The sequence below is a fragment of the Arthrobacter pigmenti genome, from assembly GCF_011927905.1.
Taxonomy (GTDB): domain Bacteria; phylum Actinomycetota; class Actinomycetes; order Actinomycetales; family Micrococcaceae; genus Arthrobacter_D; species Arthrobacter_D pigmenti.
Genome location: NZ_JAATJL010000001.1, coordinates 2,003,061 through 2,027,085 on the forward strand (window position 1 = coordinate 2,003,061; position 24,025 = coordinate 2,027,085).

Annotated in this window: 22 protein-coding genes; 12 read left to right on the forward strand and 10 right to left on the reverse strand. The window is 64.1% G+C overall.

Features of this window, described 5'->3' with window-relative positions:
• The first annotated feature begins 11 nt into the window (after positions 1 to 11).
• From BJ994_RS09215 to BJ994_RS09240, 6 genes are read left to right on the forward strand one after another with little or no spacing between them, the layout of a single operon-like run.
• Complete coding sequence (locus BJ994_RS09215) at positions 12 to 1,508, forward strand: malate:quinone oxidoreductase (RefSeq protein ID WP_167993540.1); 1,497 nt, start codon at positions 12 to 14, stop codon at positions 1,506 to 1,508.
• Positions 1,509 to 1,559: 51 nt separating this feature from the next.
• Positions 1,560 to 4,694, forward strand: a complete 3,135-nt coding sequence (locus BJ994_RS09220; RefSeq protein WP_167993541.1) for an efflux RND transporter permease subunit — start codon at positions 1,560 to 1,562, stop codon at positions 4,692 to 4,694.
• Positions 4,695 to 4,703: 9 nt separating this feature from the next.
• The gene (locus tag BJ994_RS09225; RefSeq protein ID WP_167993542.1) at positions 4,704 to 5,657 is read left to right on the forward strand and encodes a DMT family transporter; all 954 of its coding nucleotides are present in this window, start codon (positions 4,704 to 4,706) and stop codon (positions 5,655 to 5,657) included.
• Between the two features lie 36 nt (positions 5,658 to 5,693).
• Positions 5,694 to 6,776, forward strand: coding sequence for an LLM class flavin-dependent oxidoreductase (locus BJ994_RS09230; protein ID WP_167993543.1), 1,083 nt, complete (start codon positions 5,694 to 5,696; stop codon positions 6,774 to 6,776).
• Positions 6,769 to 7,227 carry a MarR family winged helix-turn-helix transcriptional regulator gene (locus BJ994_RS09235; RefSeq protein WP_167993544.1) on the forward strand — a complete coding sequence of 153 codons (459 nt, stop codon included), beginning with the start codon at positions 6,769 to 6,771 and terminating at the stop codon, positions 7,225 to 7,227. The genes BJ994_RS09230 and BJ994_RS09235 overlap by 8 nt, the downstream gene beginning before the upstream one ends.
• Positions 7,224 to 8,144, forward strand: a complete 921-nt coding sequence (locus BJ994_RS09240; protein ID WP_167993545.1) for an oxidoreductase — start codon at positions 7,224 to 7,226, stop codon at positions 8,142 to 8,144. The genes BJ994_RS09235 and BJ994_RS09240 overlap by 4 nt, the downstream gene beginning before the upstream one ends.
• 17 nt (positions 8,145 to 8,161) lie before the next feature.
• On the opposite strand, the gene BJ994_RS09245 is transcribed toward BJ994_RS09240, so the two are convergent.
• Positions 8,162 to 8,944 carry an MATE family efflux transporter gene (locus BJ994_RS09245; RefSeq protein WP_167993546.1) on the reverse strand — a complete coding sequence of 261 codons (783 nt, stop codon included), beginning with the start codon at positions 8,942 to 8,944 and terminating at the stop codon, positions 8,162 to 8,164.
• Positions 8,945 to 9,040: 96 nt separating this feature from the next.
• Here BJ994_RS09245 and BJ994_RS09250 point away from each other — a divergent pair, with 96 nt between their 5' ends.
• Positions 9,041 to 9,934, forward strand: a complete 894-nt coding sequence (locus tag BJ994_RS09250) for an alpha/beta fold hydrolase (RefSeq protein ID WP_167993547.1) — start codon at positions 9,041 to 9,043, stop codon at positions 9,932 to 9,934.
• On the opposite strand, the gene BJ994_RS09255 is transcribed toward BJ994_RS09250, so the two are convergent.
• From BJ994_RS09255 to BJ994_RS09275, 5 genes are read right to left on the reverse strand one after another with little or no spacing between them, the layout of a single operon-like run.
• The gene (locus BJ994_RS09255; protein ID WP_167993548.1) at positions 9,888 to 11,036 is read right to left on the reverse strand and encodes an aminotransferase class V-fold PLP-dependent enzyme; all 1,149 of its coding nucleotides are present in this window, start codon (positions 11,034 to 11,036) and stop codon (positions 9,888 to 9,890) included. The genes BJ994_RS09250 and BJ994_RS09255 overlap by 47 nt on opposite strands.
• Complete coding sequence (gene nadC / locus BJ994_RS09260) at positions 11,033 to 11,932, reverse strand: carboxylating nicotinate-nucleotide diphosphorylase (RefSeq protein ID WP_342450335.1); 900 nt, start codon at positions 11,930 to 11,932, stop codon at positions 11,033 to 11,035. The genes BJ994_RS09255 and nadC overlap by 4 nt, the downstream gene beginning before the upstream one ends.
• Positions 11,929 to 13,446 carry an L-aspartate oxidase gene (nadB, locus tag BJ994_RS09265; RefSeq protein WP_167993550.1) on the reverse strand — a complete coding sequence of 506 codons (1,518 nt, stop codon included), beginning with the start codon at positions 13,444 to 13,446 and terminating at the stop codon, positions 11,929 to 11,931. The genes nadC and nadB overlap by 4 nt, the downstream gene beginning before the upstream one ends.
• Positions 13,443 to 14,744 (reverse strand): quinolinate synthase NadA, encoded by a 1,302-nt coding sequence (gene nadA, locus BJ994_RS09270; RefSeq protein ID WP_167993552.1) that lies wholly within the window; start codon positions 14,742 to 14,744, stop codon positions 13,443 to 13,445. Before nadA ends, nadB begins: the two co-directional genes overlap by 4 nt.
• Entirely contained in the window at positions 14,741 to 15,499 is a 759-nt protein-coding gene (locus BJ994_RS09275) for an NUDIX hydrolase (protein WP_167993554.1), read from the reverse strand. The genes nadA and BJ994_RS09275 overlap by 4 nt, the downstream gene beginning before the upstream one ends.
• A 279-nt stretch (positions 15,500 to 15,778) precedes the next feature.
• Between BJ994_RS09275 and BJ994_RS09280 the strand changes: the two genes are divergently transcribed.
• The 3 genes from BJ994_RS09280 (at position 15,779) to BJ994_RS09290 (ending at position 18,082) form a co-directional block, all read left to right on the forward strand.
• Positions 15,779 to 16,060, forward strand: a complete 282-nt coding sequence (locus BJ994_RS09280; protein WP_167993556.1) for a hypothetical protein — start codon at positions 15,779 to 15,781, stop codon at positions 16,058 to 16,060.
• 122 nt (positions 16,061 to 16,182) lie between these two features.
• Positions 16,183 to 16,983 (forward strand): alpha/beta fold hydrolase, encoded by an 801-nt coding sequence (locus tag BJ994_RS09285; RefSeq protein WP_167993558.1) that lies wholly within the window; start codon positions 16,183 to 16,185, stop codon positions 16,981 to 16,983.
• A gap of 136 nt (positions 16,984 to 17,119) precedes the next feature.
• Positions 17,120 to 18,082: a protein kinase domain-containing protein gene (locus BJ994_RS09290; protein WP_167993560.1), complete on the forward strand. Its 963-nt coding sequence runs from the start codon at positions 17,120 to 17,122 to the stop codon at positions 18,080 to 18,082.
• A gap of 11 nt (positions 18,083 to 18,093) precedes the next feature.
• Here the strand turns inward: BJ994_RS09290 and BJ994_RS09295 are convergent, their stop codons facing one another.
• Positions 18,094 to 18,261, reverse strand: a complete 168-nt coding sequence (locus tag BJ994_RS09295) for a hypothetical protein (RefSeq protein ID WP_167993562.1) — start codon at positions 18,259 to 18,261, stop codon at positions 18,094 to 18,096.
• Between the two features lie 91 nt (positions 18,262 to 18,352).
• Positions 18,353 to 19,228, reverse strand: coding sequence for a DNA-formamidopyrimidine glycosylase family protein (locus BJ994_RS09300; protein WP_167993564.1), 876 nt, complete (start codon positions 19,226 to 19,228; stop codon positions 18,353 to 18,355).
• Positions 19,229 to 19,401: 173 nt separating this feature from the next.
• On the opposite strand from BJ994_RS09300, the gene BJ994_RS09305 reads away from it, so the two are divergent.
• On the forward strand, positions 19,402 to 20,070 hold the full coding sequence (locus BJ994_RS09305; RefSeq protein ID WP_167993566.1) for a TetR/AcrR family transcriptional regulator: 669 nt from the start codon (positions 19,402 to 19,404) through the stop codon (positions 20,068 to 20,070).
• A gap of 330 nt (positions 20,071 to 20,400) precedes the next feature.
• On the opposite strand, the gene BJ994_RS09310 is transcribed toward BJ994_RS09305, so the two are convergent.
• The gene (locus BJ994_RS09310) at positions 20,401 to 21,744 is read right to left on the reverse strand and encodes an MFS transporter (RefSeq protein WP_167993567.1); all 1,344 of its coding nucleotides are present in this window, start codon (positions 21,742 to 21,744) and stop codon (positions 20,401 to 20,403) included.
• Between the two features lie 161 nt (positions 21,745 to 21,905).
• Between BJ994_RS09310 and BJ994_RS09315 the strand changes: the two genes are divergently transcribed.
• A complete protein-coding gene (locus BJ994_RS09315) occupies positions 21,906 to 22,613 on the forward strand; it encodes a helix-turn-helix domain-containing protein (protein ID WP_167993568.1) in 708 nt (235 codons plus the stop codon).
• Between the two features lie 115 nt (positions 22,614 to 22,728).
• On the opposite strand, the gene BJ994_RS09320 is transcribed toward BJ994_RS09315, so the two are convergent.
• The gene (locus BJ994_RS09320; RefSeq protein WP_209066735.1) at positions 22,729 to 24,015 is read right to left on the reverse strand and encodes an MFS transporter; all 1,287 of its coding nucleotides are present in this window, start codon (positions 24,013 to 24,015) and stop codon (positions 22,729 to 22,731) included.
• Between the last annotated feature and the right edge of the window lie 10 nt (positions 24,016 to 24,025).

Consider the following 24,025-nt stretch of genomic DNA (forward strand, 5'->3'; position numbering starts at 1 on the left):
GGAGACTCATCTTGACTGCTGACAGCCAGGCGGGTAAGCCCGCGAACCACACTGACGTCGTTCTTATTGGCGGCGGTATCATGAGCGCCACGCTGGGCTCATTCCTCAAACAATTGCAGCCGGACTGGAGCATCACGCTCTTCGAACGGCTTGACCGCGCAGGGCTGGAAAGTTCCGACCCCTGGAACAACGCCGGTACCGGGCACGCCGCACTGTGCGAGCTCAACTACTCCCCCGCCGGCAAGGACGGTTCAGTTGATCCGGCGAAGGCCGTCTCTATCAACGAACAGTTCCAGATTTCCCGCCAGTTCTGGTCTCACATGGTCTCGAACGGCCATCTGGCCGATCCCGGCAGCTTCATCAACGCGGTTCCGCACATGAGTTTCGTGTGGGGCGAGTCCAACGTGGAGTACCTCCGCCGCCGGTATGAAGCCCTCCGCTCACAGCCCCTTTTCAAGACGATCGAGTTCGCCACGGACCACGGCAGCATTGCCGAGTGGACCCCCCTGATCATGAAGGACCGGGAACCGTCCCAGCCGGTCGCGGCCTCGCGCGTTGCAGGCGGAACCGACGTGGACTTCGGTGCCCTCACCCGCGGGTTGACCAGCTACCTGGCGGAGAACGACGTCGACCTCCGGTACGGCCACGACGTCACCGATCTTTCAAAGACCTCGCAGAACCGCTGGGATGTCACGGTCCGTAACCGCGCAACCGGTCAGCAGCACACCGTCAACACGCGTTTCGTCTTCATCGGCGCGGGCGGCGGCGCCCTGCACCTCCTGCAGAAGAGCGGTATCCCCGAAGGGCGCGGCTTCGCCGGTTTCCCTGTGTCGGGTCAGTTCCTGCGGTGCACCAACCCGGTCACGGTGAACCAACACAACGCCAAGGTTTACGGACAGGCTTCTGTCGGCGCGCCTCCCATGTCCGTTCCGCACCTCGATACGCGCTACGTCAACGGTGAGCGGTCCCTATTGTTCGGCCCTTATGCCGGGTTCTCCACCAAGTTCCTCAAGCGTGGATCCCTGCTCGATCTCCCCACGTCCATCCGGCCCTCGAACCTGCTGCCCATGCTGGCGGTTGGCAAGGACAACATTCCGCTCACCAAGTACCTCATCTCAGAGGTCCTGAAGAAGCGTGAGGCAAAGAATGAGTACCTCAACGAGTTCCTCCCCTCCGCCGATGGCAACCGCTGGGAACTGATCACTGCGGGCCAGCGTGTACAGGTCATTAAGAAGGCGCCTGGCAAGGGCGGCGTCCTGCAGTTCGGAACAGAGGTCATCACCTCCGCGGACGGCACTGTGGGCGCCCTGCTCGGGGCTTCTCCTGGAGCTTCGACGGCGGCTCCGATCATGATCGAGCTGATTCGCCGCTGCTTCCCGGGACAGCTTGCCGCCTGGGAACCGAAGCTGAAGGAAATGATCCCCGGTTACGGTGTAAAGCTGAACGAGAATGAGTCGCTCGCCGAGGACATCCTGTCGATGACGGACCGGGTGCTCGGCCTCAACTAATCGCGGAGCCAACGGTAGTGACTGGCTCGTTGCCCGCAGAAGGCAGAACCGATGTTCCGTTTGGCGCAGCTCTCGCTCGGCAACCGTGCCCTGATCGCCCTGATCACCGTCTTTGCTGCGGTGTTCGGGGTGATCACCATGGGGTCGCTGAAGCAGGAACTGATTCCGTCCCTGGAGTTTCCGCAGATTACCGTGGTGTCCTCCCTCCCGGGCGCCGGCCCGGAATACCTCGACAAGCAGGTCAGCGAACCGCTTGAGAGCGCGCTGAGCGGCGTCGAAGGACTCGAATCCTCTTCGGCAACCTCACGAAACGGCGTCTCAACGGTCAGCCTGATGTTCGCCTACGGCACGGACCTCGACCGTGCCCGCGGCCAGGTGGACCGCGCTATCTCAACTGTCCGCCCGGTCCTGCCCGAAGGCGTGGAACCACAATCATTGGCGGGAAGCGTCAATGACCTCCCGATCGTGTTCATGGCGGTGTCCTCCGATCAGCCGTTGAGCGAACTGGGCGGAGAACTGGCACGGCTCACAGTCCCACGTCTGCAGAAAGTGGAGGGTGTCCGCAGCGCCGAAGTCACCGGCGGCGCCGAGCAGCACATCTCAATCCTTCCGCGTGAGCAGGAGCTGGCTACCCAGGGGCTGGTGATCGGCGACATCGTCGACGCACTGGAAAACAACGGCGAACTCTTCCCCGTCGGCACCCTTGAGGAGGGCGAGCGGTCGCTCACTATCCAGGCCGGCAGCCCTGTCGAGTCCCTCGATGACATCCGCAGCCTCCCGATCCTTGGGGCTGTTGGGTCCTCCGCCGTCGGCGCGACGGATCCGGTGACCATTGGCGAGGTCGCGGGAGTATCCATCGACGACGACGCCGCCACCTCCGTCACCCGGACCAACGGAGTTGAAACCCTTGCCCTGACGGTGACCAAGGTTCCCTCGGCAGACACCGTGGCCCTCTCCAACACAGTGACCGCGTTGATCCCTGAACTGGAAGCCGAGTTGGGCGACGCCGCGAACATCACCGTCATCTTCGACCAGGCGCCGTTCATTGAGCGCTCCATTGCGGACCTCACCACTGAGGGTCTGCTGGGACTGGGGTTCGCCGTCGTCGTAATCCTGGTTTTCCTGCTTTCAGCGCGCTCCACCCTGGTCACTGCTCTGTCGATTCCGCTGTCACTACTGGTGACCTTCATCGGGCTGGCGGCAACCGGGTACTCCCTGAACATCCTGACCCTCGGTGCGCTCACTATTGCGATCGGCCGGGTGGTGGACGATTCGATCGTGGTGATCGAGAACATCAAACGGCACCTGAGCTACGGCGAGGAGAAGCGTACGGCGATCCTCACGGCCATTCGTGAGGTTGCCGGTGCGATCACCGCATCGACGCTCACCACTGTTGCGGTGTTCGCGCCCATCGCGTTTGTCGGTGACCTCGCCGGCGAGCTTTTCCGGCCATTCGCGCTGACCGTTACCATCGCGCTCCTGGCTTCGCTGGCCGTGTCGCTGACCATTGTTCCGGTGCTGGCGTACTGGTTCCTACCGCGCGCGAGCGGCAGGACCGACCCGTTGGAGCAGCGGCAGCTCGCCGAAGGGAAGGAGCAGCGGTCCTGGCTGCAGCGCGGTTACCTGCCCGTGCTCCGGGCAACTCAGCGCCATCCGGTGTGGACCGTTGTTGCGGGCGTGCTGGTCCTGGCCGGGACGGTGGCGCTGGTGCCGAACATGCAGACCAACCTGCTCGGCAACACCGGCCAGAACAGCTTCAGCATTACACAGCGGCAGGAGCCTGGCTCCAGCGCGGATAACACCATCACCGAAGCCGGACGCGTGGAGGAGGTCCTCGCGGACTTCGAGGAGATCCGCGATGTCCAGGTGACGGTGGGTAACGCGTCCGGTTCGCTTGGCGCACGTTTCTCTGCGGGAGCGTCCACGGCGCAGTTCACCGTCACAACGGAGGAAGACGCGGACCAGACGCTCCTGCAGAATGAGGTCCGCGAAGCACTTGCCGACCTCCAGGACGCCGGAGATATCTCGCTATCAAGCCAGCAAGGCGGCTTCGGCACCTCAAGCACGGTGGATATCAACATCACGGCACCCGAACCGGACATCCTTGCGGAGGCCAGCGACGCCGTCGTCGCCGCCATGGAGAACGTTCCGGGCGCACGCGATGTCACTAGCAACCTGGCATCCGCCCAGCCGCAGATCCAGATCAGCGTAGACCGGGCTGCAGCGGTACAGGCCGGACTGAGCGAAGGGCAGATCGGCGCACTGCTTGGCGGCAGCATCAGCGCCATCCCGGGCGGAACCGTGCGCTTGGATGCCACGGACTATCCCATCCTGATCGGCGAGGGTACGGAGATCACGAGCCTCGACCAGTTGCGCAACCTGTCGCTTCCGTCCCCCGCCGGACCCATCCCGCTTACCGAGGTGGCAACTGTCGAGGAGGTGCAGGTTCCGCTGACCATCACCAGTTCCAACGGTGAGCGGACGGCACGGATTTCGGTCACGCCTTCCGGGGACAACCTCGGCGCACTGACCTCGGCCGTCACGGAACGGCTGGACGGCGCGGACCTTCCTGCCGGAGCAAACGCGACGCTGGGCGGAGCCGCCGAGCAGCAGGCTGAATCATTCGGGCAACTGTTCCTCGCACTGTGGGCCGCCGTCGCGATTGTCTACGTGATCATGGTGGCAACGTTCAAGAGCCTGGTCCAGCCGCTGATCCTGCTTGTCTCAGTTCCATTTGCTGCCACCGGTGCCATCGCCCTGTTGGTGATCACGGGCATCCCCCTCGGATTGCCTTCGCTGATCGGCATGCTGATGCTGGTGGGAATTGTCGTGACCAATGCCATTGTGCTGATCGACCTGATCAACCAGTACCGGCGGCCGCACAACGGTGCACCGGGCCTGAGCGTGAACGACGCCATCATCCGCGGTGCCCGGCAACGCCTCCGTCCCATCCTGATGACGGCGCTCGCAACCGTTTTCGCGCTCACTCCGATGGCGCTGGGGTTGACCGGTGAGGGCGGGTTCATATCGCAGCCGCTCGCCGTCGTCGTTGTCGGTGGGCTGGTGTCCTCCACGCTGCTGACGCTGGTGCTCGTGCCGGTGCTCTACCGGCTGGTCGAAGGCCGACGCGAAGCCCGAAATCCCATGTCCGATTCCCGCGAGCAGGAGCTGTCACTGCAGGGTTAGAGTCGGGGTATGACTCCCCCAACGAACGCCGGCCTCGTGCTGCGCTTCGTGTTTCTCGCCCTCGCGTGGGGTTGCAGTTTCCTGTTCATCAAGGTCGCGTTGGAGGGACTGTCCCCGGGCCAGGTGGTTCTGGGACGGTTACTCGTGGGTGCGCTCACGCTGGGCCTGGTGGTGTGCGCCGGACGCATCGCCTTGCCACGGGGCTTGCGCGTCTGGGGCCACCTGCTCATCGTTGGACTGTTCCTCTGCGTCATCCCGTTCACGCTGTTCGCGGCGGCCGAGACCACCATTTCGTCAGGCCTGGCGAGCATCTATAACGCAACGACCCCGCTGCTGACCGCGCTGGTGGCCATCCTTGCGCTGCCCGGTGAGCGGCTGACGCCCAGGGCAGGTGCGGGGCTGGCGCTGGGTTTCCTCGGGGTGCTGGTGGTCGTCGGGCTACCGGCTTCAATGAACGACGACGGCGAAGGGCTCGCCGAGCAACTCATGTGCCTGGGCGCGACTGCCTGTTACGGAATCGGTTTCGTCTGGATCCGCCGGTTCATCAGTCCGCTCGGGCTACCGGCCGCATCGGTGGCATTCGGGCAGGTGGGTCTCGGCGCCGTCGTCGTGCTGGTCCTGACTCCCTTCACGGCGCTGCAGCCGGTGTCGCTGAGTGCGCCGGTGGTGCTGTCGGTCCTGGCGCTCGGGGCGCTGAGCACAGGGCTCGCGTACATCTGGAACACGCAGATAGTCGCGGGATGGGGTGCAACGAGCGCCGCTTCGGTCACGTACCTCACCCCGCTTGTCGGGGTACTTGCCGGCGTGCTTGTGCTGGGCGAGACGTTTAGCTGGAATCAACCCGTGGGCGGTGCCCTGGTGGTGCTGGGCGTGGTGCTGACAAAGGTGTCCCTGCCGTCCCTCGGACGGACCCGTAGACGCCGGGAACAAATGCGGAAAGGGAGCGGTTACGGAGTACAGTAGATGCAAATGCATGTACTTCTATCAGGAGGAAATCCCATGCAGATCGGTATCTTCAGCGTCGGCGACGTGACTGCGGATCCCACCACCGGCACAACTCCCACCGAACACGAGCGCATCAAGGCGATGATGACCATCGCCAAGCATGCCGAGGACGTGGGATTGGATGTCTTCGCGACCGGTGAGCACCACAACCGACCGTTCGTGCCGAGTTCACCCACCACCATGCTGGGCTACATTGCCGCACAGACCTCCCGGATCATCCTTTCGACGTCAACCACGCTGATCACCACCAATGATCCGGTGAAGATCGCCGAGGACTACGCCATGCTGCAGCATCTTGCGGACGGGCGCGTAGACCTGATTCTTGGCCGCGGAAACACCGCTCCGGTTTATCCCTGGTTTGGCAAGAATCCCCAGGACAGCGTTGACCTCACGGTCGAGAACTACAATCTGCTGCGCAGGCTCTGGGACGAGGACGTGGTGACGTGGGAGGGCAAGCACCGCACTCCCCTGCACAACTTCACCTCCACCCCCCGCCCTCTGGACGGAGTGGCACCGTTTGTGTGGCACGGGTCCATCCGGACACCGCAGGTTGCGGAGATTGCCGCCTACTACGGCGACGGCTTCTTCGCGAACAACATCTTCTGGCCGAAGGAGCACTACCAGCAGCTCATCTCGTTGTACCGTGAGCGTTATGCCCACTACGGCCATGGCACGTCCGAGCAGGCCATCGTTGGGCTCGGCGGCCAGTTCTTCATCCGACCGAACTCCCAGGACGCCGTGAACGATTTCCGGCCGTACTTCGACAATGCACCCGTATACGGTCACGGCCCATCGCTTGAGGACTTCACGTCGCAAACTCCGTTGACCGTGGGCAGCCCGCAGGAGCTCATCGACAAGACCCTTACGTTCCGGGAATTCTTCGGCGACTACCAGCGACAGCTCTTCCTGGTGGATCATGCCGGACTTCCGCTGAAGACCGTGCTGGAGCAGTTGGACCTGTTCGGCGCCGAGGTGCTGCCGACCCTGCGGAAGGAGTTCGCTGAGCGGACGCCTGCCTCGATCCCAGCGGCGCCCACCTTCGAGAACCGTAAGGCCTCGGTGACCGCTGATGCCTGAACCCGGACCAGCACCGCTGCGACTGACCGCCGACGCCTGGGAATCGCTCTTCCGGGCCCAGGTAGCGGTGATGCGCAGACTGCGGCGGGATCCGTCCTTCCAAAAACTCGCGCTGGGCGAGTACGACGTGCTGTTCAACCTAAGCCGCTGTCCCACCGGCTGGACCCGCCTGAACGAATTGAACAACCACCTCCTGATCAGCCAGCCGAGTCTCAGCCGCATGGTTGAGCGGCTCGAGGCCAAAGGGTTGATTCAGCGCAAGCAGGCTCCGGAGGATCAACGGGGCGTTCTGTTGGCCCTGACGGAGACGGGCCGTGAGCTGCAGCGGGACATCGGTGCTGCGCACGTGCGCTGTATCCACGCGCTACTTGGGCCCGTGCTCGACGAAGCGGAGATGCACCAGCTCCTCGCGCTGACCACCAAGATCCGACATTCGATGGAGAACAAGTGACATCTTCCAGTACCTCGCCTCCGCAACGTCTCGACGGACGAACCGCCGTCGTCACCGGTGCGAACAGCGGATTAGGACTGCAAACAGCGATCGAGCTGGCACGACGCGGAGCTTCTGTGGTCCTGGCGTGCCGCAGCGAGGAGCGCGGAACCGCGGCCCTGCGCCGGGCGGAGGCAGCCTCGGACGGCGGGATGCTTGAGCTGAGGCTGCTCGACCTGTCGAGTCTCGAGTCCGTGCGTTCCTTCGCTGCGGACTGGTCGGGCCCGCTGGACCTGCTGATCAACAATGCGGGCGTCATGGCGACGCCGCTCCGGCGCACCTCGGACGGGTTCGAACAGCAGTTCGGCATCAACCACCTCGGACACTTCGCTTTGACCGGTCTGCTGGTGGATGCTCTCCGTCAGTCGCAGGCTCCCCGTGTAGTTACCGTTTCCTCCATTGCGCATAAGCGGGGACGGATCGATTTCGACGATCTCAACGCGCACTCGCGTTACCGCCCGTGGAAGGCGTACAACCAGAGCAAGCTGGCGAACCTCCTGTTCACCATGGAACTGGACCGTCGGGTACGGGCAGCAGACTGGCCGCTCCTGTCGGTTGCAGCTCATCCCGGGCTGTCGTCGACCAACCTCACCGCGGGAATGCGGGGCGCGGGTGTCCTGGACCTGCTGGGCGGCTTCTTTCGGGTTATGGGGCAGTCGGACGAGGCCGGCGCACAACCCACCATCCTTGCCGCCACGGGGGATCAGGTACACGGAGGCGATTACTATGGTCCCGACGGTCCAGGGGAGACACGTGGCAGACCGGCACTCGTTGCTCCTGCCCCGTCCGTTCTCGATGAGGTAACCGCAGCACGCCTCTGGAGCGTCAGCGAGGAGATCACGGGCGTTGTCTATCAGGGCCTGCCTGCTGCGGGCTGAAACTTTCGCGCAGAATTTTAGCTCGCAACCTGGAGCGAGGTAATCATCCGCCGGATCTGGTCGAAGTCCGCCTGGTCGAAGCGTTTCTGCGCATCCGCGATCGTGGGGAAGGACTCGGTTCCGGATCCCACCTGCGACGGGTCCAGCGCCGCCAGGGCAATGCGATCCCCGAACGAATACAGGCCGATGTGTTCTGGACCCTGGACTGTGTTGAGCAGAACACACGCCGAATTCTCAGCACCGCCCACCATGTCAGTGACACCATACGAACTGAAGAAACGGAATCCCTGAATGAGCCGCAGGACAAAGCGTGGTTCGATCGAACCTTCAGCCTCGGCAGTTGACGGGATATCAACGGGTTCGCTGGCAAGGACGGTGTAGGGGCTCGCGGCATCCTGCTCACACTCGTCGCGGCGAGGGGTGATGCGCGTATGCAGCTCCGCCTTGGCGTCCCCATCCGCGTTCAAGACCTCGAAGTGGAGCCCACCCTCCTCGAACCCGTCACCGGGATCCTCGATCGGCTCAACAGTCCAGTCCTCGGGTAGCTCGAAGCTCACCAGACGCTGCTCGTCCGTGAAGGCCACCCAACCCTCCCCCGGTGCGGGACGTTCGGGCAGCATGGGAAGCGCCTGGGGCGTGGCACTGGTTGATACGGGAGCCGAGGCACTCGTGGCTGGTTCAGAAGGGGCCGTGCTCGGCGGACGGTCACCGATAACGAAGTCATTGCACCCGGACAACGCGACCGCAGCCGCCACCATCATGCCCGCCCCCACAATACGGATCTGCACTGGTTGTGCCATGATCAGTCCCTTTCGCTATGGCCCCGCCTCCAACTCTATGCAGGAATAGGCACCGCGGGGAGGCATCCGCGACGGGCGCGGCGCAGAATCACCTATATGAAGCACACCGTCCCCACGAGCCTCGGACCTGTAGCCGTCCGGGTCCTGAAAGGCACGACACCGGCCGCACCTCCCTGGGTCTTCCTGCACGGAGCGTCCGGCTCATGGCGCACTTTCAGCGAATTCATCGACACCCGCGCGCCGGGCCGGGAGTCAGATATAGTCCTCATCGACCTGCCCGGGTGGGGCGATTCTCCCGGCACACTACCCTTCTCGATCGAGGAGCAGGGCGCCGCGGTGAGGACCGTCCTGCGGGCGCTCAATTACCGGTCATGGTCCATCTTCGGCCACTCGATGGGTGGGGTGCTTGCCTTGGAAATCGCCGCGTCTGAGCCTGGCAAGACGCGCGCCGTCGTCGTACTCTCACCAACAGCGCTGACCGCTGCCGCTGCCCTTGGCAATCCCCTCATGAACCCCACCATGGCGCCGCTGGTGGGCATGTATGCGTTGATGCGATTCCTTAGGGCAACTCGCAAAGCCGGACCGAAGCTACTCGGCTTCGCACGGCGCACCGGGCTGCTCCGGCTCATCCTTGCCCCGTTCTTCGCCCATCCGTCCCGCGTTCGGGCGCAGGTCTTCACCGACCTCGCGCGCGACGCCCGTCCGGCGTCCTTCATTGCCGCGGCCCGCGCGTTAGGACAGTACGACGTCGGCAGGTGGCGTGGGATCTCCTGTCCAACAGTTCTGGTACGCGGCGAGAAGGACATCTTCACCCCAGCAGCAGAACTGCGCGAACTGACGACGCTGATCGCGCACGCGCGGACGGTCGTGCTGGCGGGAACCGGCCATTTCGCCCATGTCGAGGACCCGAACGCGATAGCGGCTCTCCTGGCAGGACAGGACGCTAGACCAGGTTCCCCAGCCCCTGCACAGTCCGAACCGAGGCAATGACAGCGCGGGCAGCCAGCGCGATCTCGGCGTCGGTAGTCGAAGACGTCCATGAAAGGCGTAGCGCCGTTTGGGCAATCTCCGGTTCAATTCCAAGGGCGAGCATCACGGCCGATGGCTCACTTGCGCCCGCCGCACACGCCGAGCCGCTCGAAGAAACCACGCCCGCACGCTCCAGTTCCAGCAGAACCGCCTCGCCGCTGGTCCCCGGAAAACAGAACGATGCGATGTTCGGCAACCGGTGCTCGCGGTGGCCGGTAAGAAATGCACCATCCACCGCGTCCAACACGGCAGAGATCAGATGGTCGCGTCGGGTAGTTGCCGCAGCCGCAGCGGTTTCGCGCTCCTGCTGGGCCAGCTGAAGAGCCGTGGCAACAGCCACGGCTCCCGCAACGTTCTCAGTGCCTGACCGCTTGCCCCGCTCCTGCCCCCCACCGTGAACGAGCGGTTCCAGCGGCAGCCGTGACCGGACGTACAGCACTCCGTTGCCCTTAGGCGCACCGATCTTGTGGCCGGAAATGCTCAGCGCATCGACGCCCAGCTGCGCGGTGTCCAGCGACAACCAGCCGGCAGCCTGTACGGCGTCGGTATGGAGCGGCACGCCGAATTCGCGGCACACGGCTGCGAGCGTAGCAATAGGCTGCACCGTGCCCACCTCGTTGTTGGCGTACATGAGAGTGCACAGGGTGGTCTCAGGCGTCAGCGCGTTGCGCAGCACAGCCTCCTCGACCGTCCCCTCGGCCGTCACCGGAAGCAAATCGATGCTGAACCCGTGCAGGCGCTCAAGGTAGTCCAGGGACTCCAGGACAGCCGGGTGCTCAATGGCCGAAGCGACAATGTGCCTGCCCTTCGGACGCCCCAACGCGATGCCCTTGATGGCAAGGTTGTCGGCTTCCGTACCGCCGGAGGTGAAGACGACGTCGTTCGGCCGGCAGTTCAGCTCATTCGCCACGAGGCGGCGGGCGTAGTCGAGCGCCCGGGCAGCTGACTCCCCGACGCTGTGGTGGCTCGACGGATTCCCGTAGTCGCTGGTGAGCAGCGGCCACATGGCCTCGAGAACCTCCCGCCGCACCGGGGCAGTTGCAGCGGCGTCCAGGTAGATCACGGCATACCGCCCGCTGGGGATTCGATGCTGATCCTGATGTCCAGTCCCAGATCGAGCGCCCGCACACTGTGGGTCAGCGCTCCGGAGGAGATGATGTCCACACCGGTGCGGGCAATTGCCCCGACGGTCTCCAGCCGCACGTTGCCGCTCGCTTCCACCAGCGCACGCCCCGCTACCTGCCGGACGCCGGCCTCAAGTTCCGGAATGCTGAAGTTGTCGAGCATGATGGTGTCCACCCCTGCAGCGAGCACTGGTTCGATCTGATCCAGCCGGTCCACCTCCACCTCGAAGTGGACGGTGTGGGGAAGCCGCGCCCTGGCCGCTTGAAGTGCCTCGGTCAGCCCAAGTACGCCGCCCTGGGTCAGGACCGCAAGGTGGTTGTCCTTGGCCATCACGGCATCGGACAGGCTGAACCGGTGGTTGTGCCCTCCGCCGCACCGGACCGCGTAGCGCTCAAGGACCCGCAGACCCGGTGTCGTCTTTCGGGTATCAACAACGCGGGCGGCCGTACCAGCCACTTCGGCAACGAACTTCCCCGTCAGCGTTGCGATCCCGCTTAACCGCTGCGCGAGATTGAGGGCCACACGCTCGGCCGTCAGCAACGATCTCGCGGGCCCGTGCACGGTAGCCAGCACAGCACCGGCGTCGAACGCCTCACCGTCCGTGACTTGGAACGCGACCTGCAGGCCGGGGGCGGTCAGCCGCATGGCCGCCTCGATCACCAGTTCGCCGCAGAAGATCCCGGCCTCGCGGGCAACCACCGCTGCCTCGGCTTGCGCGTCACCCGGGATCAGCGCTTGCGAGGTCACATCACCCCATGGAGCATCTTCCTGCAGGGCTGCGGCGACAATCCGGTCGACCTCGGTTGCGGACGGGGTGGCCAGTGCAAATCTCACGTGCTGCTCCTCAGCATGGTAGGTCCGACGACGGCGGCGCCCGCCGTCGGGAAGTCGCTGCGGTAGTGTGCGCCCCTGGACTCGCTCCGAAGGGCGGCTGCGTGAGTGAGCAGCCGTGCGCACAGCAGCAGATTGGCGGTTTCCCGGTCCTCGATCGACGATCCGCCAACCCGCCATTGAGCCAGTTGCTTGGCGGCGACGCGTAAGCCGGACTCGTCGCGCAGCACACAGACGTGCTCGGACATGACCTGCCGTACGTCGTCGCGTCGGGCGGTCTCGCGCCCCATCGACAGGTCAACTTCCTGTGCGTCGAACACCGGCCAGTTTCCAGCCGAACCGGTGATGACGTTGGCCGCACGGGCTCCGAACACCAGTCCCTCCAGCAAGGAATTGGAGGCAAGCCGGTTGGCGCCGTGCACGCCGGTTCGGGCCACCTCGCCCACCGCATACAGGCCAGGAAGGGAGGTGCGGCCGTACAGGTCCGTCGCAACTCCGCCCATCCAGTAATGCGCCGCCGGTACAACCGGCAACAGGTCCCGGGACCAGTCGAAGCCCGCCGCCGCTGTCACAGCAGTCAGTGTGGGGAAGCGGCGGGACAGGAACCCGGCACTGAATGCCGTAGCGTCGAGGAAGACGCGGCTTTCGCCCGTCCTCGCCAGATGCAACGCGATGCTACGGGAGACCACGTCCCTCGGCGCCAACTCGCCGTCGGGGTGATAGTCGCCCATGAAGCGGTGTCCTGCGGCATCCCTGATCACCGCGCCTTCACCGCGAACCGCTTCCGAGATCAACGGATGCCCGTCCACGTCCAGGGAGGTCGGGTGGAACTGGAAGAACTCGAGATCCGCCACCACGGCACCGGCACGCCAGGCTGCCGCAACGCCGTCGCCCGTGGCAACGGACGGATTGGTGCTGTGCCGGAACAGCCCGCCGGCACCACCGGTCGCCAGCACCACGGCGTCGGTCTCCAGCGGTACGCTTTCGCCACTTCCACGAACGACGACGGCGCCCGTCACCTGCCCGCCGCTAGTCGTCAGGTCCGCGAGGAAAGTATGTTCGAGAATGGTGATCCGCGGATCGGACTCGACGGCCCGGACCAGCGGGTCTGCAATACCGGCACCGGTTGCGTCACCCCCGATGTGCAAGATACGCGGCGCCGAGTGCGCGGCTTCGTGCCCAACGGCGAGCGCGCCGTCGTCGGTCCTGTCGAAACGGGTTCCGAGGGTCAGCAGCCGGTCGATATGTGCCGCTGAATCCGCGCACAGCACACGGACTGCTTCCTCGTCGCAGTGTCCGGCACCAGCGGTCAGGGTATCGGCCACGTGCCGGCCCGTGCTGTCCGTCGACTCCGCACCAGGCAGGACCGCCGCGATTCCACCCTGCGCATACCAGGTGTTGCTCTCGCGCAACGCACCCTTGGCCACGAGAGTGACGTCGACATTGGACCGCCGACGCAGTTCCAGTGCGGTGTACAGACCGGCAATACCGCTGCCGACAACCAGGACACGTGTCACGGCTTCGCGGCCAGCATCCGCTCAAGTGCGACCCGCGCATGCGTCGCGACGTCCCTGTCCACGGTGATCCGGTTGCGCACCTCACCTGCCACTAATCCTTCGAGCACCCACGCCAGGTAACCCGGATGGATGCGGTACATCGTCGAGCACGGGCAGATCACGGGGTCCAGGCAGAAGATGGTGTGCTGCGGGAACTCCGCTGCCAGGCGGTTGACCATGTTGATCTCCGTGCCCACGGCAAAGGTGGTGCCATCCGGCGCGGCGGCGATCGCCTTGCGGATGTAATCGGTGGAGCCCGCCTCATCCGCGGCGTCCACCACGGGCATGGGGCACTCGGGGTGCACGATCACCCGTACACCGGGGAACTCCGCACGCGCCTTCTCGATCTGGTTCACCGTGAAGCGCTTGTGAACCGAGCAGAAGCCGTGCCACAGAATCACGCGCGAATCCAGCAGTTCCTGCTCGCTGCTGCCACCCAGCACCTTTCGCGGGTTCCACATGGGCATCTGTTCCAGCGGGACGCCCATCGCCTTGGCGGTGTTCCGGCCAAGGTGCTGGTCCGGGAAGAAGAGCACACGCTGTCCCCGCTCAAACGCCCATTCGAGTACGGTTGCCGCATTCGAGGAGGTGCACACGATGCCGCCGTGCTCGCCGCAGAACGCCTTCAGCGCGGCTGAAGAGTTCATGTAGGTGACCGGGATGACCGGCTGGCGGCCGTCGTCGTCGGGCTCGGTCCCGAACAGCTCTTCGAGCTGTTCCCAGCAATCGGTCACCGAGTCAATGTCGGCCATGTCCGCCATGGAGCAGCCGGCCGCGAGGTTGGGGAGGATGACGCTCTGGTCACTGCGGGACAGGATGTCCGCGGTCTCGGCCATGAAGTGGACGCCGCAGAACACAATCGCCGCGGCGTCGGGCTTGGTCAGCGCTGCATTCGCAAGCTGGAAGGAATCACCCACGAAGTCGGCGTGCTTCACCACCTCATCCCGCTGGTAGAAGTGGCCGAGAATCACGAGCCTGTCCCCCAGCGTCTCTTTCGCTGCGACGATGCGGGCGTCGAGCTCCGCTTCCCCCGCAAGGCGGTACTCCTCCGGCAGCTCACCCTGCCGCGGGGTGCTCGCCGGTGCAGTGTCCTGCATGGACGCGCCCGGACCGTAGTCGGGAACCTGTTCCGGTGTTGCGGGCGCGTCGAACTCCCACGGGCCCTTCGCCAGCTCCGGGCTGCAGGTACTTCCCCACGCCTGCGAGCGCTCGGCGTCCTCGCGCGTGATCAGCTGGATGGCGGTGTTGATGCTCGTCATGGGACTCTCCGTAACTCGGACTCGTTCAGGCCCTCTGCGGGCTGCTTGGACTGTTGGTTCGCTCCGTAGAGCGGTGCTGGACCGGTGTAGCGGTACAGCCGTGGTGGGCGGTGGCGCGTGCCCTGGAGGTATTCATCGGTTTCCTGGATGTGCGGCGCAGAGCGCAGCTGGCGGCGGAAGTTGGCCGGGTCCAATTGCCTGTCCAGCACTGCCTCGTACACTTCACGGACCTGGGCGAGGGTGAACCGTTCGCCCAGGAAGTGGTAGGCGATAGACCCGTACTCCATTTTGTTGCGCAGCCGCCACAGCGCGTAGTCCACTATTTCGTTGTGGTCGAAAGCGAGGGCCTCCAGCCGATCCGCCCGAAACCACTGCACGTTGGTCGACTCCCGCGTCAGTTCAGCCTCGTCCGGCTGCACCAGCGCCCAGTACACGATGGAGACCAGCCGGTGGCCAACCGAACGGTGCAACCCTCCGAAGGCGTAGAGCTGCTCAAGGTATTTCGGAGCGAGGCCCGTGGTATCGAGGAGGTTGCGCGCAGCGGCGTCCTGCAGCGACTCGGAGTGGGCCAGCGGTCCGCCAGGCAGTGCCCACTGCCCGAGGTAGGGCTGGCGGATCCTGCGCACCAGCGGGAGCCAGAGGGTGGGGCGTCCGGAGGATTCGCTTGGCCGCAATGCGAAGATCACCGTGGAGATAGCCAACGACGGCGGCTGCTCGCTCCGTTCGGAGACATTGGCTGAATCGGGCCTCACCATCGTTCACCTCCTCAATGCAGGACTTATAGTCAAGTTGACTCTAAGTCATTGTAGACCCGACTTCGAGCAATCGACGAATCAGCCCGCGAAGACGTCCGGTTTGTGAACGCGTCCCCCACTCCCTCACCGAGCGGGCGCTCAGAGCGATTTTTTGGCCGCGCGGCGGTTGTGCGGCGGTTGTCAGCGCCCGCTCGATGCAGGCTCCGCCCGCATCCTCCCGCGCCGGGACGGCCAACATGGCCGCTCATGTGGACGCCGATTTGCATCCGAACAGAAGCGGTGACTAAAGTCACACGGGTTGGCCACTGCTGGCCGGGCGGCGGAGATCTGTTCAACGGAGCACAGTTCTTCGCCGCATTTACTTTCTGCACTGCACTCTTCACTGGAACTATCGCAGCCGCAGCACTCTCCACCCTTGTTCCAGGGCTGATGGTCGTCACGCCGTCGAATCCGGAGCAGGCCCACCACCTCTGCGCTTCGGGCAGACAAGCGCGCGACGACGGCACCTGGCAGGGCATCCTGTTCCGGATCCAGCGAGTAGTGGAGCATCGCCGTGGCTGAACTGTCATTCCCCCTCCACTTGCGTCGCCCCAGACCCGAACTGTGGTTAGAGTTCAAGCAGGGCCCGGCAATGTCGTCGAGGACTGACCGGGCAACCAAAGCAGAGAAAGTTGAGGGATGTCATGGGACGGCACAGTGACCATCTGGTGGAGGGCACAGACCCGCGGCTCAACGTCGCAATCTCCGCACCGGCTGGGGAGTCAGCCCTCCGCCCGGTCCTCCTGCTGCATGGGTTCGCCTCGTCGGCGAAGCTGAACTGGGAGGATTCCGGCTGGGTGCGGGCGCTGACAGAGACCGGCCGGAAAGTGGTCACCGTCGACCTGCCAGGGCACGGTTTGAGCGCCGCCCCCGAGGAGATGGATGCCTACTCCCCCAGTCGGCTCCGCGCCGATATCCTGCAAATCCTCCAGGACGCGCATGTGGTTCCACTGACCGAAGGCAATCCGGCCTCCGGTGTGGACATCATCGGCTACTCGCTGGGCTCCCGCCTTGCCTGGGAGTTCGGCGCCACCCAACCAGAGCTGGTGCACCGGATGGTCCTGGGAGGACCCGGCAGCGGCGATCCGCTGGCCGAATTCGACCTCGCTGCCGCCCAGCGCTTCCTGACAGACGGCACTCCGATCGAGGATAAGTCAACCGCCGGGCTGCTCACGATTGCCCGCCTGGTGCCGACAAACGATGTCTTCGCATTGCTGACCATGATCGAAGCAATCAAGCGCGAGCCGTTCGTGCCCTCCGACGCCGTGCCGCACATGCCGCTACTACTGGTTGCCGGCGACGCCGATGAACGCGCACGGACCCTCCCTGAACTAGCGGAGCTGAGCGCTCAGGCGGAGGTCCTCTGGCTGCCAGGCCGCACACACACCAACGCCGTAACCTCAAGAACTTTCAAGAGCACGGCCATCGAGTTCCTGGCCGCGTAACAATTACCGAACTTTTAGCGCCACGGGCAGGGCAAGGCTTTTTGCGCGCCGCGGGCAAGGTAGAATATCGAAGGTGATCAGCATGCTTATCACTCGCTTTTCACTCTTATAACTTCTTTCTTCCCGGAGGTCTCACGTGGATGAACTCCTGGCCGAGCGGTACCAGCCGGTTGAGCTGATCGGTACCGGCGGCGCAGCTTCGGTGTTTCGGGCACTGGACCGGAACCTCGGCCGGGATGTCGCAGTAAAGGTGTTCAACCCCACTACCTCTGATGATGACGATTACCGCCGCCAGCACACCGAGACGCTGCTGCTGTCGACGTTGAATCACCCGGGGCTCGTCACGCTGCACGACGCCGGGCTGCAGGACAACGGCGCCGGGAAAACCACGAGCTTCCTCGTCATGGAACTCGTCGACGGACTGGACCTGCGCAAGCTCCTGAAATCAGGGCCGCTCCCCTCCGACCACGTGGCACAGCTGGGTGCAGACCTCGCCGACGCGCTCGCCTACATCCACACGCAGGGAGTCATCCACCGCGACGTGAAGCCGGCGAATATCCTGATGTACCACTCGGGTGATCAGGACACCCGGTTGTATCCGAAGCTCACGGACTTCGGGATTGCCCGTATGGTCGATGCCACCCAGTCAACCGCCCATGGTGCCACCATCGGGACGGCGAACTACCTGAGCCCGGAGCAGGCCGAAGGTACCACCGTTGAACCCCGCACCGACATCTACTCCCTCGGACTGGTTCTCCTCGAATGCCTGACAGGCGTGAAGGCATTCCCCGGGCCAGTGGTGGAAGCCGCCGTCGCCCGCTTGCTTCGCGATCCCGACGTACCGGAGTCGCTGGGCCCGGAGTGGAAGGACCTCCTGCAGCGGATGACCTCACGTGATCCACAGGCGCGCCCCGACGCGCACGAGGTCGCCGTCGCCCTGCGCTCCTGGGAGAGCCACAAGGACGACGACGCCGCGCCGCTCACCCTGTCACATTCCGTGCCTGCCGAGGACGAGACTCACGAGGTCGTCACTGGTGGCGTGACCACCGGGAACGTACACATTCCCGAACCGCCCTCGCGCGCACCGAGCCTCGGTTAGCGGCCGCAGCCTCAGTTGACGTCTTCGTCCGGGTCTTCCTCCGGCTCGAAGCTGCTCGGCTCGTCGGTTGATGTAGCGCCTACCCCGTCCTCGGAATTGGGGATGGTTCCTTCCGGCTCAGTGCTCTTGGACTCCTCGCCCTGAGCGTCCTTGTCGTGATCGCGTGGCTCACTGGTCATGACTACCTCCGTGGTTGGAACCGGATGCTTACGCTATTGATCCTATTCCTGCCACCCGCAGGATGGGGTGGAGACTTCGGCTCAGAGGCGTTCATTTAAGGAACTTCGACGTTCTTCTGTCTGCGAGTGGCTTACCACCGGTTTGGCAGGTGGGACAGTACTGCAGGGCTGAATCCGCGAAGGACACTTCACGCACGGCATCCCCGCACACAGGGCAGGTCTCTCCGGCTCGGCCATGAACCTTCATTTCACGTCGTTTTGCGTCCTTGAGCTCTTTCGCAGGCTTTCCGGCGGCCGCTTTGACCGCAGTTTCGAGGACTGAATGCATCGCCGTGTAAAGGTCCGCGAGCTGTTCATCAGTGAGACTTGTCGCCAGGGTGAACGGCGAAAGCCGGGCCGCGTGCAGGATCTCGTCGCTGTATGCGTTTCCGATTCCGGCGATGAACGACTGATCCCGCAACAGGCCCTTCAGCTGGTTCCGGTGCCCCTGGAGCATCGATAGGAACTGCTCCCTGCCCACGTCAAAGGCCTCGGGCCCGAGCCTGCTCACTCCGGGCACCTCGGCAGGATCCCCGACCAGGTACGCAGCCGCCGACTTCCGTGTGCCCGCTTCGGTGATGTCGAAGCCGTAACCGTCCGGCTCGGCGCACCTTAGCCGCAACGCGATGGGTCCCTTGCCGGGGCGCAGCACCGTACCCGGGATGGCATCCGACCAGCGCAGCCATCCGGCCCGCGCAAGATGCAACACCAGATGTACGCCTTCGAGGCTCAGGATGAGGAACTTGCCCCGTCTGCCGACACCGGTGAAGGACATCCCTGCGAGTGCTGCAGGCGTTACCTGCGCCGTCTTGAGGATCGCGAAGGATCCCAGTTGCAGGTCCCGCACAACCGCGGGCGGCCCATCCTCGGGCACAAGCTTGCTACCCAGGAATTGGGCCAGCCCCTGAACTTCAGGCATCTCCGGCATGGCACTACGGTAGCAGCGCTATGTGCTTACGACAGCGGCGCTTCGTGCCCTTGGACCACACCACCAGCGTGCTATGGCATCCCAATAACTCCTCTTCGATTACGGTGGATACCGGGCAGACCGCGGGCCGGTAAGCCTTCCGAAGCATCGCGCAGACATCAGGAGCACCACGTATGGCCACCGCAACAGGTTCACAGCGATCGGCAGGCAGACCACTCAACAAGGTCCTGTCACAGGAGTCGATCACCCAAGCGGCCCTCACCCTGATCGAGTCCCGTGGCTATGAGGGCCTGACAATGTCCTCACTCGCCCGCGCGCTGCATGTGGCGCCGTCGTCGTTATACAACCATGTCGAATCCAAGGGTGACGTACTGATCCTGGTCCAGGACCACGTGATGACGCAGGTTGACGTATCCGGGTTCGGAGGCGAGCCGTGGGAAGACGCTGTGCGCCGCTTCGCCCGGTCCTACCGCGACGTCTTCACGCGGCACACGCCGCTGATCCCGGTGATCGCCGTGCTGCCGGTCAGCGGTGCGAAGCAGACTCTCGCCGTATATGAGGCGGTCACCCGTGGATTTGCGGAGGCCGACTGGCCCGAGGAGATGATCGTGCCGGCCATCGTCGCACTGGAGTCATTCATCTTCGGCTCGGCGTTCGACGCGACCGCTCCTGAAACCATTTTTGAGCCGGGCAAGCTTGCCGAGGATTATCCGCGGTTCACAGCGGCCGTGGCAGCACAGGACCGGGGAGTTGGCGGGCGCCAGGCGGATCTGGCGTTCGAGGTGGGACTCGATGCGCTTCTTCTCGGGCTGCAGCAGCGGCGGCCAGTCAGTCCCGATTAGCAGGTGCCGGAGCGTCGCGGTCTGTCGGGTGGTTCGAATACCCCCACGTGCGAAAGGCCAGCTCGGGAGGGCTTGGGGGAACCCTGGCGAGCCGGCCTTTCAAAACCCGGGCCCGTCAGCCCGGTGGCGGGCCCCTCGTACAAGGCCCGTCTTGATATGAAGTCTACGAACCATCTCCGGAATCAACCATGGGGAGAAGTACCCATGGCACTATCCATGGTGTCGTGGTGGCTCGTGAGTGCTCACAAACAGCGAAAGGCCGCCCTGCGTCGTCGTCCTCGTCAATGATAGAACGAGGACGACGACGCAGGGCGGCCTTCGGCGTGTTGCTTACTTGTCGCTGGCCTGCTTGTGGACTTCCGACACACGCAGCGGTGCGCCGCGTGTCTCCTTGACCATGCTTACGCCCACGAACGAGATGACGCAGAGCACCATGATGTAAATGGCGATCGAGATCGAGCCGCCGGTTTCATTCAGCAACGCCTGCGAGATCAAAGGAGCAAACGCACCGCCGAGTATCGCGCCGAGTGCGTAACCGATACCGATGCCTGAGTAGCGCACCTGCGGAGGGAACATCTCGGCGTACATCGCCGACATTGGTCCATAGGAAAGCCCCAGTCCGATCGTGAGCACGAAGAGCGCAACGCCGTAAGCCAGTATGTTGCGGGTGTCGATCATCATGAACAGCGGGATCATCCAGACGAAGACAATCGCATAGCCAATCTGGAAGGTGCGTACGCGCCCAATCCGGTCCGAAAGGATGCCGCCGTACATTGTGAAGATAAGCCAGCCGAAGGATGCCAGCAGGGTAGCGAACAGCACCGGTTCGGCCGGCATGCCTAGCGTCCTGACAGCGTACGCAGAGAAGAAGGCAATGAGGAGATAACCGGCTGCGTTGTTCGCAATGAAGATTGCCGCCGTCAGGATTACTTGCTTCGTGTTATGCCGGAAGAGTTCGGCAAGGGGGACTGACGACTCCTGCTTGCGTTCGGACATCTCCTTGAAGACAGGGCTTTCGGCAACCGCCATCCGGATGAAGTATCCAACCACGATCAGCACAACGGAGATCAGGAAGGGCACACGCCAACCCCAGGCAAGGAAAGCTTCCTCGGACATGGACGATCGCAGCGCGAACAGTACAAGCGTCGCAAGTATCATCCCGACGGGAACGCCGATCTGAGGATAGGCGCCCCAGAAGCCGCGCTTATTGACAGGCGCATGTTCCACCGCCATTAGGGCGGCACCTCCCCATTCACCTCCTGCCGAGAATCCCTGCAGGATGCGGAGGAGCATCAGAAGGATCGGAGCTGCGACACCAATCTGTGCGTAGGTCGGCAGCAGGCCGATCAGCGCCGTGGATGCCCCCATCATGACCAGGGTGAAGACCAGCATGGCCTTGCGCCCGATGCGGTCCCCCAGGTGTCCGGCGACCACCGCGCCAAGAGGCCTGAAGAAGAAGCTGATGCCGATAGTGGCCCAGGAGACTAGCTGGGCGAGGCCCGGGCTGTCTTCGCCCAGGGGAGCAAAGTACAGCTGGGCGAAGATGAGCCCGGCTGCCTGCGCGAAGATGAAGAAGTCATACCATTCGATGGTGGTGCCAACCATGGTGCCGGCAACTACCTTGCGGTCCTCCCGCGACATGCGCTGCCGTGGGGCAGCTGTTGAAGACGTCATTGTTACTCCAAGTGGACGGACTTGAATTACCGACAGAACGTTCGGTAAATGTGGTTTAGATCATACTCTTCAATCGCCTTCTGTGATGCCTCCTAGTTCTCAGCGGTCCGAGCGTGTTCGATAGTTGAACAATACGTTCTTATAGTGAATAATATCGTGATGTGACTTCCGACACAACGCCCCAGCATTCGCAGACGCTCTCCCGTGGTTTGCGTGCGCTGGAAATCCTCGCCGACTCGCCTAATGCCCTGAGCATTGCCGATCTTGCTGCCGAGTTGGTTGTCCATCGCTCGATCGCCTATCGGATAGTGCGAACCCTGGAGGACCACTCGCTGGTGGTTCGCGATGGCGCGGGCAGAGTCTCTTCAGGCCCCGGTCTCGCCGCTTTGGCGCGTGGAGTATCACGGGACTTGCAGGCTGCAGCATTGCCCGAGCTGACTGCGCTGGCCAATGAACTGGGAATGACCGCGTTCATTGCGGTCTGGGATCAGCACGACTGCGTGACGCTCGTAACCGTGGAACCCCGCGACTCCGCTGCTGCTGTGGCGCAGCGTCCGGGCAGCAGGCATGCCTTCAGTGCCGGGGCGCCCGGCATCGCTATCCAATCTGCGGTGAGCGAAGAAGAGTGGCAACGACTGGCGCCTGCGCAGCCCTATCGGGAGGAGTCACGGCTCGCGCGAAATTCGGGCTTCGCCACAAGTCATGACGAGGTGATCGCCGGGCTGTCCTCGGTCGCTGCTCCTGTGCGGCTGCCCGGTCGCCTGCCGGCCGCGGTGGCCGTCGTCTATATCCGTTCAGCTCACCCGCCTGCGGAGCTCGGTGCGCGCATCGCCCGCAGCGCACACGCGGTCGAGAACCAACTCAGCTAGAAACGCGGGGTACCCGTGCGAGCGGAGCGAGTGCGGGGAAGTTTCGACGCGCTAGAAACGCGGGGTACCCGTGCGAGCGGAGCGAGTGCGGGGAGGTTTCGACGCGCTAGGCAACTCAATGTTTCCGCACAACGACACCCGACAGCAACCCGAGCAGCAACAGGCCCGCGGCCGCCATCCCAGGAACCGCGAAGGCATTCAGTCCACCGCGTTCCGCGAGCGCGCCAGCCACCGAGGCACCCAGGGCCGTGCCGGCGACGATTCCGCTTGCAAGGAGCGTCATCACCGTTCCGACCAGGTGCTTCGGTGCCACCAGCGAGCCGATACTGAAAATAGTGACCATCGTGGGCCCAACCGGAATGCCGAGCACGAAGAGGACGAGGAGCATGAGCGGGATTCCCTGCGGCAGGAACAGCAACAGGGCCGCGGCGCACATGGCGGCAGCGGACACCATCCAGCGCAATGGGTGGCTGAAGCGCTGTGACCAGTAGGCGACTGAGAGGGCCGCTACCGCCGAACTGATGCCCATGACTGCGTACAGGAGTCCGGCCGAGGACGCGGCGTCGAAGCTGCCGGCGAATGCGATCAGCGCGGTTTGGGTCGATCCGAAGAAGGTTCCCATCATCACCATTCCGAGGATGGGAACCGCCACTGAAATCCCGCGGCTTCCCGCGCCCCGACGAAAGCCTGTTAACCGCGCCTTTGTGCGTGGCCGGCTCCGCAGCGGTACAACTGACTGTTCGGTCGGATGCACGGCGAAGGCTGACACGAACACCACAGTCAGCGCTGCCGCGAGTGCGAGCGGAAGCCAGGGAGCAACGAGGCTTGCCAGCAGACCCACGAGTGCGGGACCAAGCACGAAGGTCAGTTCATCGGCGGTGCTTTCGTAGGACATGGCTGTGTCGAGGTCGGCCGGTCGGTGGCCTTCGGTCAGTGCCATCCATCGAACTCTTGCGAGCGGGCCGATCTGCGGGCAGGTGGCGCCCATGGCAAAGGCAGCTAGCAGCGTGGGGATGATCGCGGCACCAGGGCCACCGGCGTAGCCGACGATTACCATACCGGCGATGGCCAGCGCATTGAGTGCAGCCGCGACAAGCAGCACGGGCCGCTGCCCCACCTTGTCGGCGAGGAATCCGAGGGTCGGAGCACCGAGCGCTGAACCAATTCCCACCGCGCCCGCCGCGAAACCACCTGCGGCGTAGGATCCGCTTACAGCAGTGATCAGGGTGAGCGCGCCCACAGTGAGCATCGCCAGCGGCAGCCGGGCAATCAGACCGAGCGGAATGAAGGTCTTGCCTGCAATGGCAGGAAGGCGGCTGAAGCGGCCCTTTTGCATATCGGGTGACTCAGCGGGTGTGGGACTGTGCGTGCGGCTGGAGGACGCCGGGGATGGTGTAGCCATGTTCTTTCCG

What these genes read in the sequence shown, in the direction of transcription:
- BJ994_RS09320 (WP_209066735.1), bottom strand. Translation starts at nt 24,015, where the DNA reads ATGGCTACACCATCCCCGGCGTCCTCCAGCCGCACGCACAGTCCCACA.
- BJ994_RS09305 (WP_167993566.1), top strand. Translation starts at nt 19,402, where the DNA reads ATGGCCACCGCAACAGGTTCACAGCGATCGGCAGGCAGACCACTCAAC.
- BJ994_RS09310 (WP_167993567.1), bottom strand. Translation starts at nt 21,744, where the DNA reads ATGACGTCTTCAACAGCTGCCCCACGGCAGCGCATGTCGCGGGAGGAC.
- BJ994_RS09250 (WP_167993547.1), top strand. Translation starts at nt 9,041, where the DNA reads ATGAAGCACACCGTCCCCACGAGCCTCGGACCTGTAGCCGTCCGGGTC.
- BJ994_RS09245 (WP_167993546.1), bottom strand. Translation starts at nt 8,944, where the DNA reads ATGGCACAACCAGTGCAGATCCGTATTGTGGGGGCGGGCATGATGGTG.
- nadA (WP_167993552.1), bottom strand. Translation starts at nt 14,744, where the DNA reads ATGACGAGCATCAACACCGCCATCCAGCTGATCACGCGCGAGGACGCC.
- BJ994_RS09220 (WP_167993541.1), top strand. Translation starts at nt 1,560, where the DNA reads ATGTTCCGTTTGGCGCAGCTCTCGCTCGGCAACCGTGCCCTGATCGCC.
- BJ994_RS09285 (WP_167993558.1), top strand. Translation starts at nt 16,183, where the DNA reads ATGGGACGGCACAGTGACCATCTGGTGGAGGGCACAGACCCGCGGCTC.
- BJ994_RS09235 (WP_167993544.1), top strand. Translation starts at nt 6,769, where the DNA reads ATGCCTGAACCCGGACCAGCACCGCTGCGACTGACCGCCGACGCCTGG.
- BJ994_RS09275 (WP_167993554.1), bottom strand. Translation starts at nt 15,499, where the DNA reads ATGGTGAGGCCCGATTCAGCCAATGTCTCCGAACGGAGCGAGCAGCCG.
- BJ994_RS09225 (WP_167993542.1), top strand. Translation starts at nt 4,704, where the DNA reads ATGACTCCCCCAACGAACGCCGGCCTCGTGCTGCGCTTCGTGTTTCTC.
- BJ994_RS09295 (WP_167993562.1), bottom strand. Translation starts at nt 18,261, where the DNA reads ATGACCAGTGAGCCACGCGATCACGACAAGGACGCTCAGGGCGAGGAG.
- BJ994_RS09300 (WP_167993564.1), bottom strand. Translation starts at nt 19,228, where the DNA reads ATGCCGGAGATGCCTGAAGTTCAGGGGCTGGCCCAATTCCTGGGTAGC.
- BJ994_RS09230 (WP_167993543.1), top strand. Translation starts at nt 5,694, where the DNA reads ATGCAGATCGGTATCTTCAGCGTCGGCGACGTGACTGCGGATCCCACC.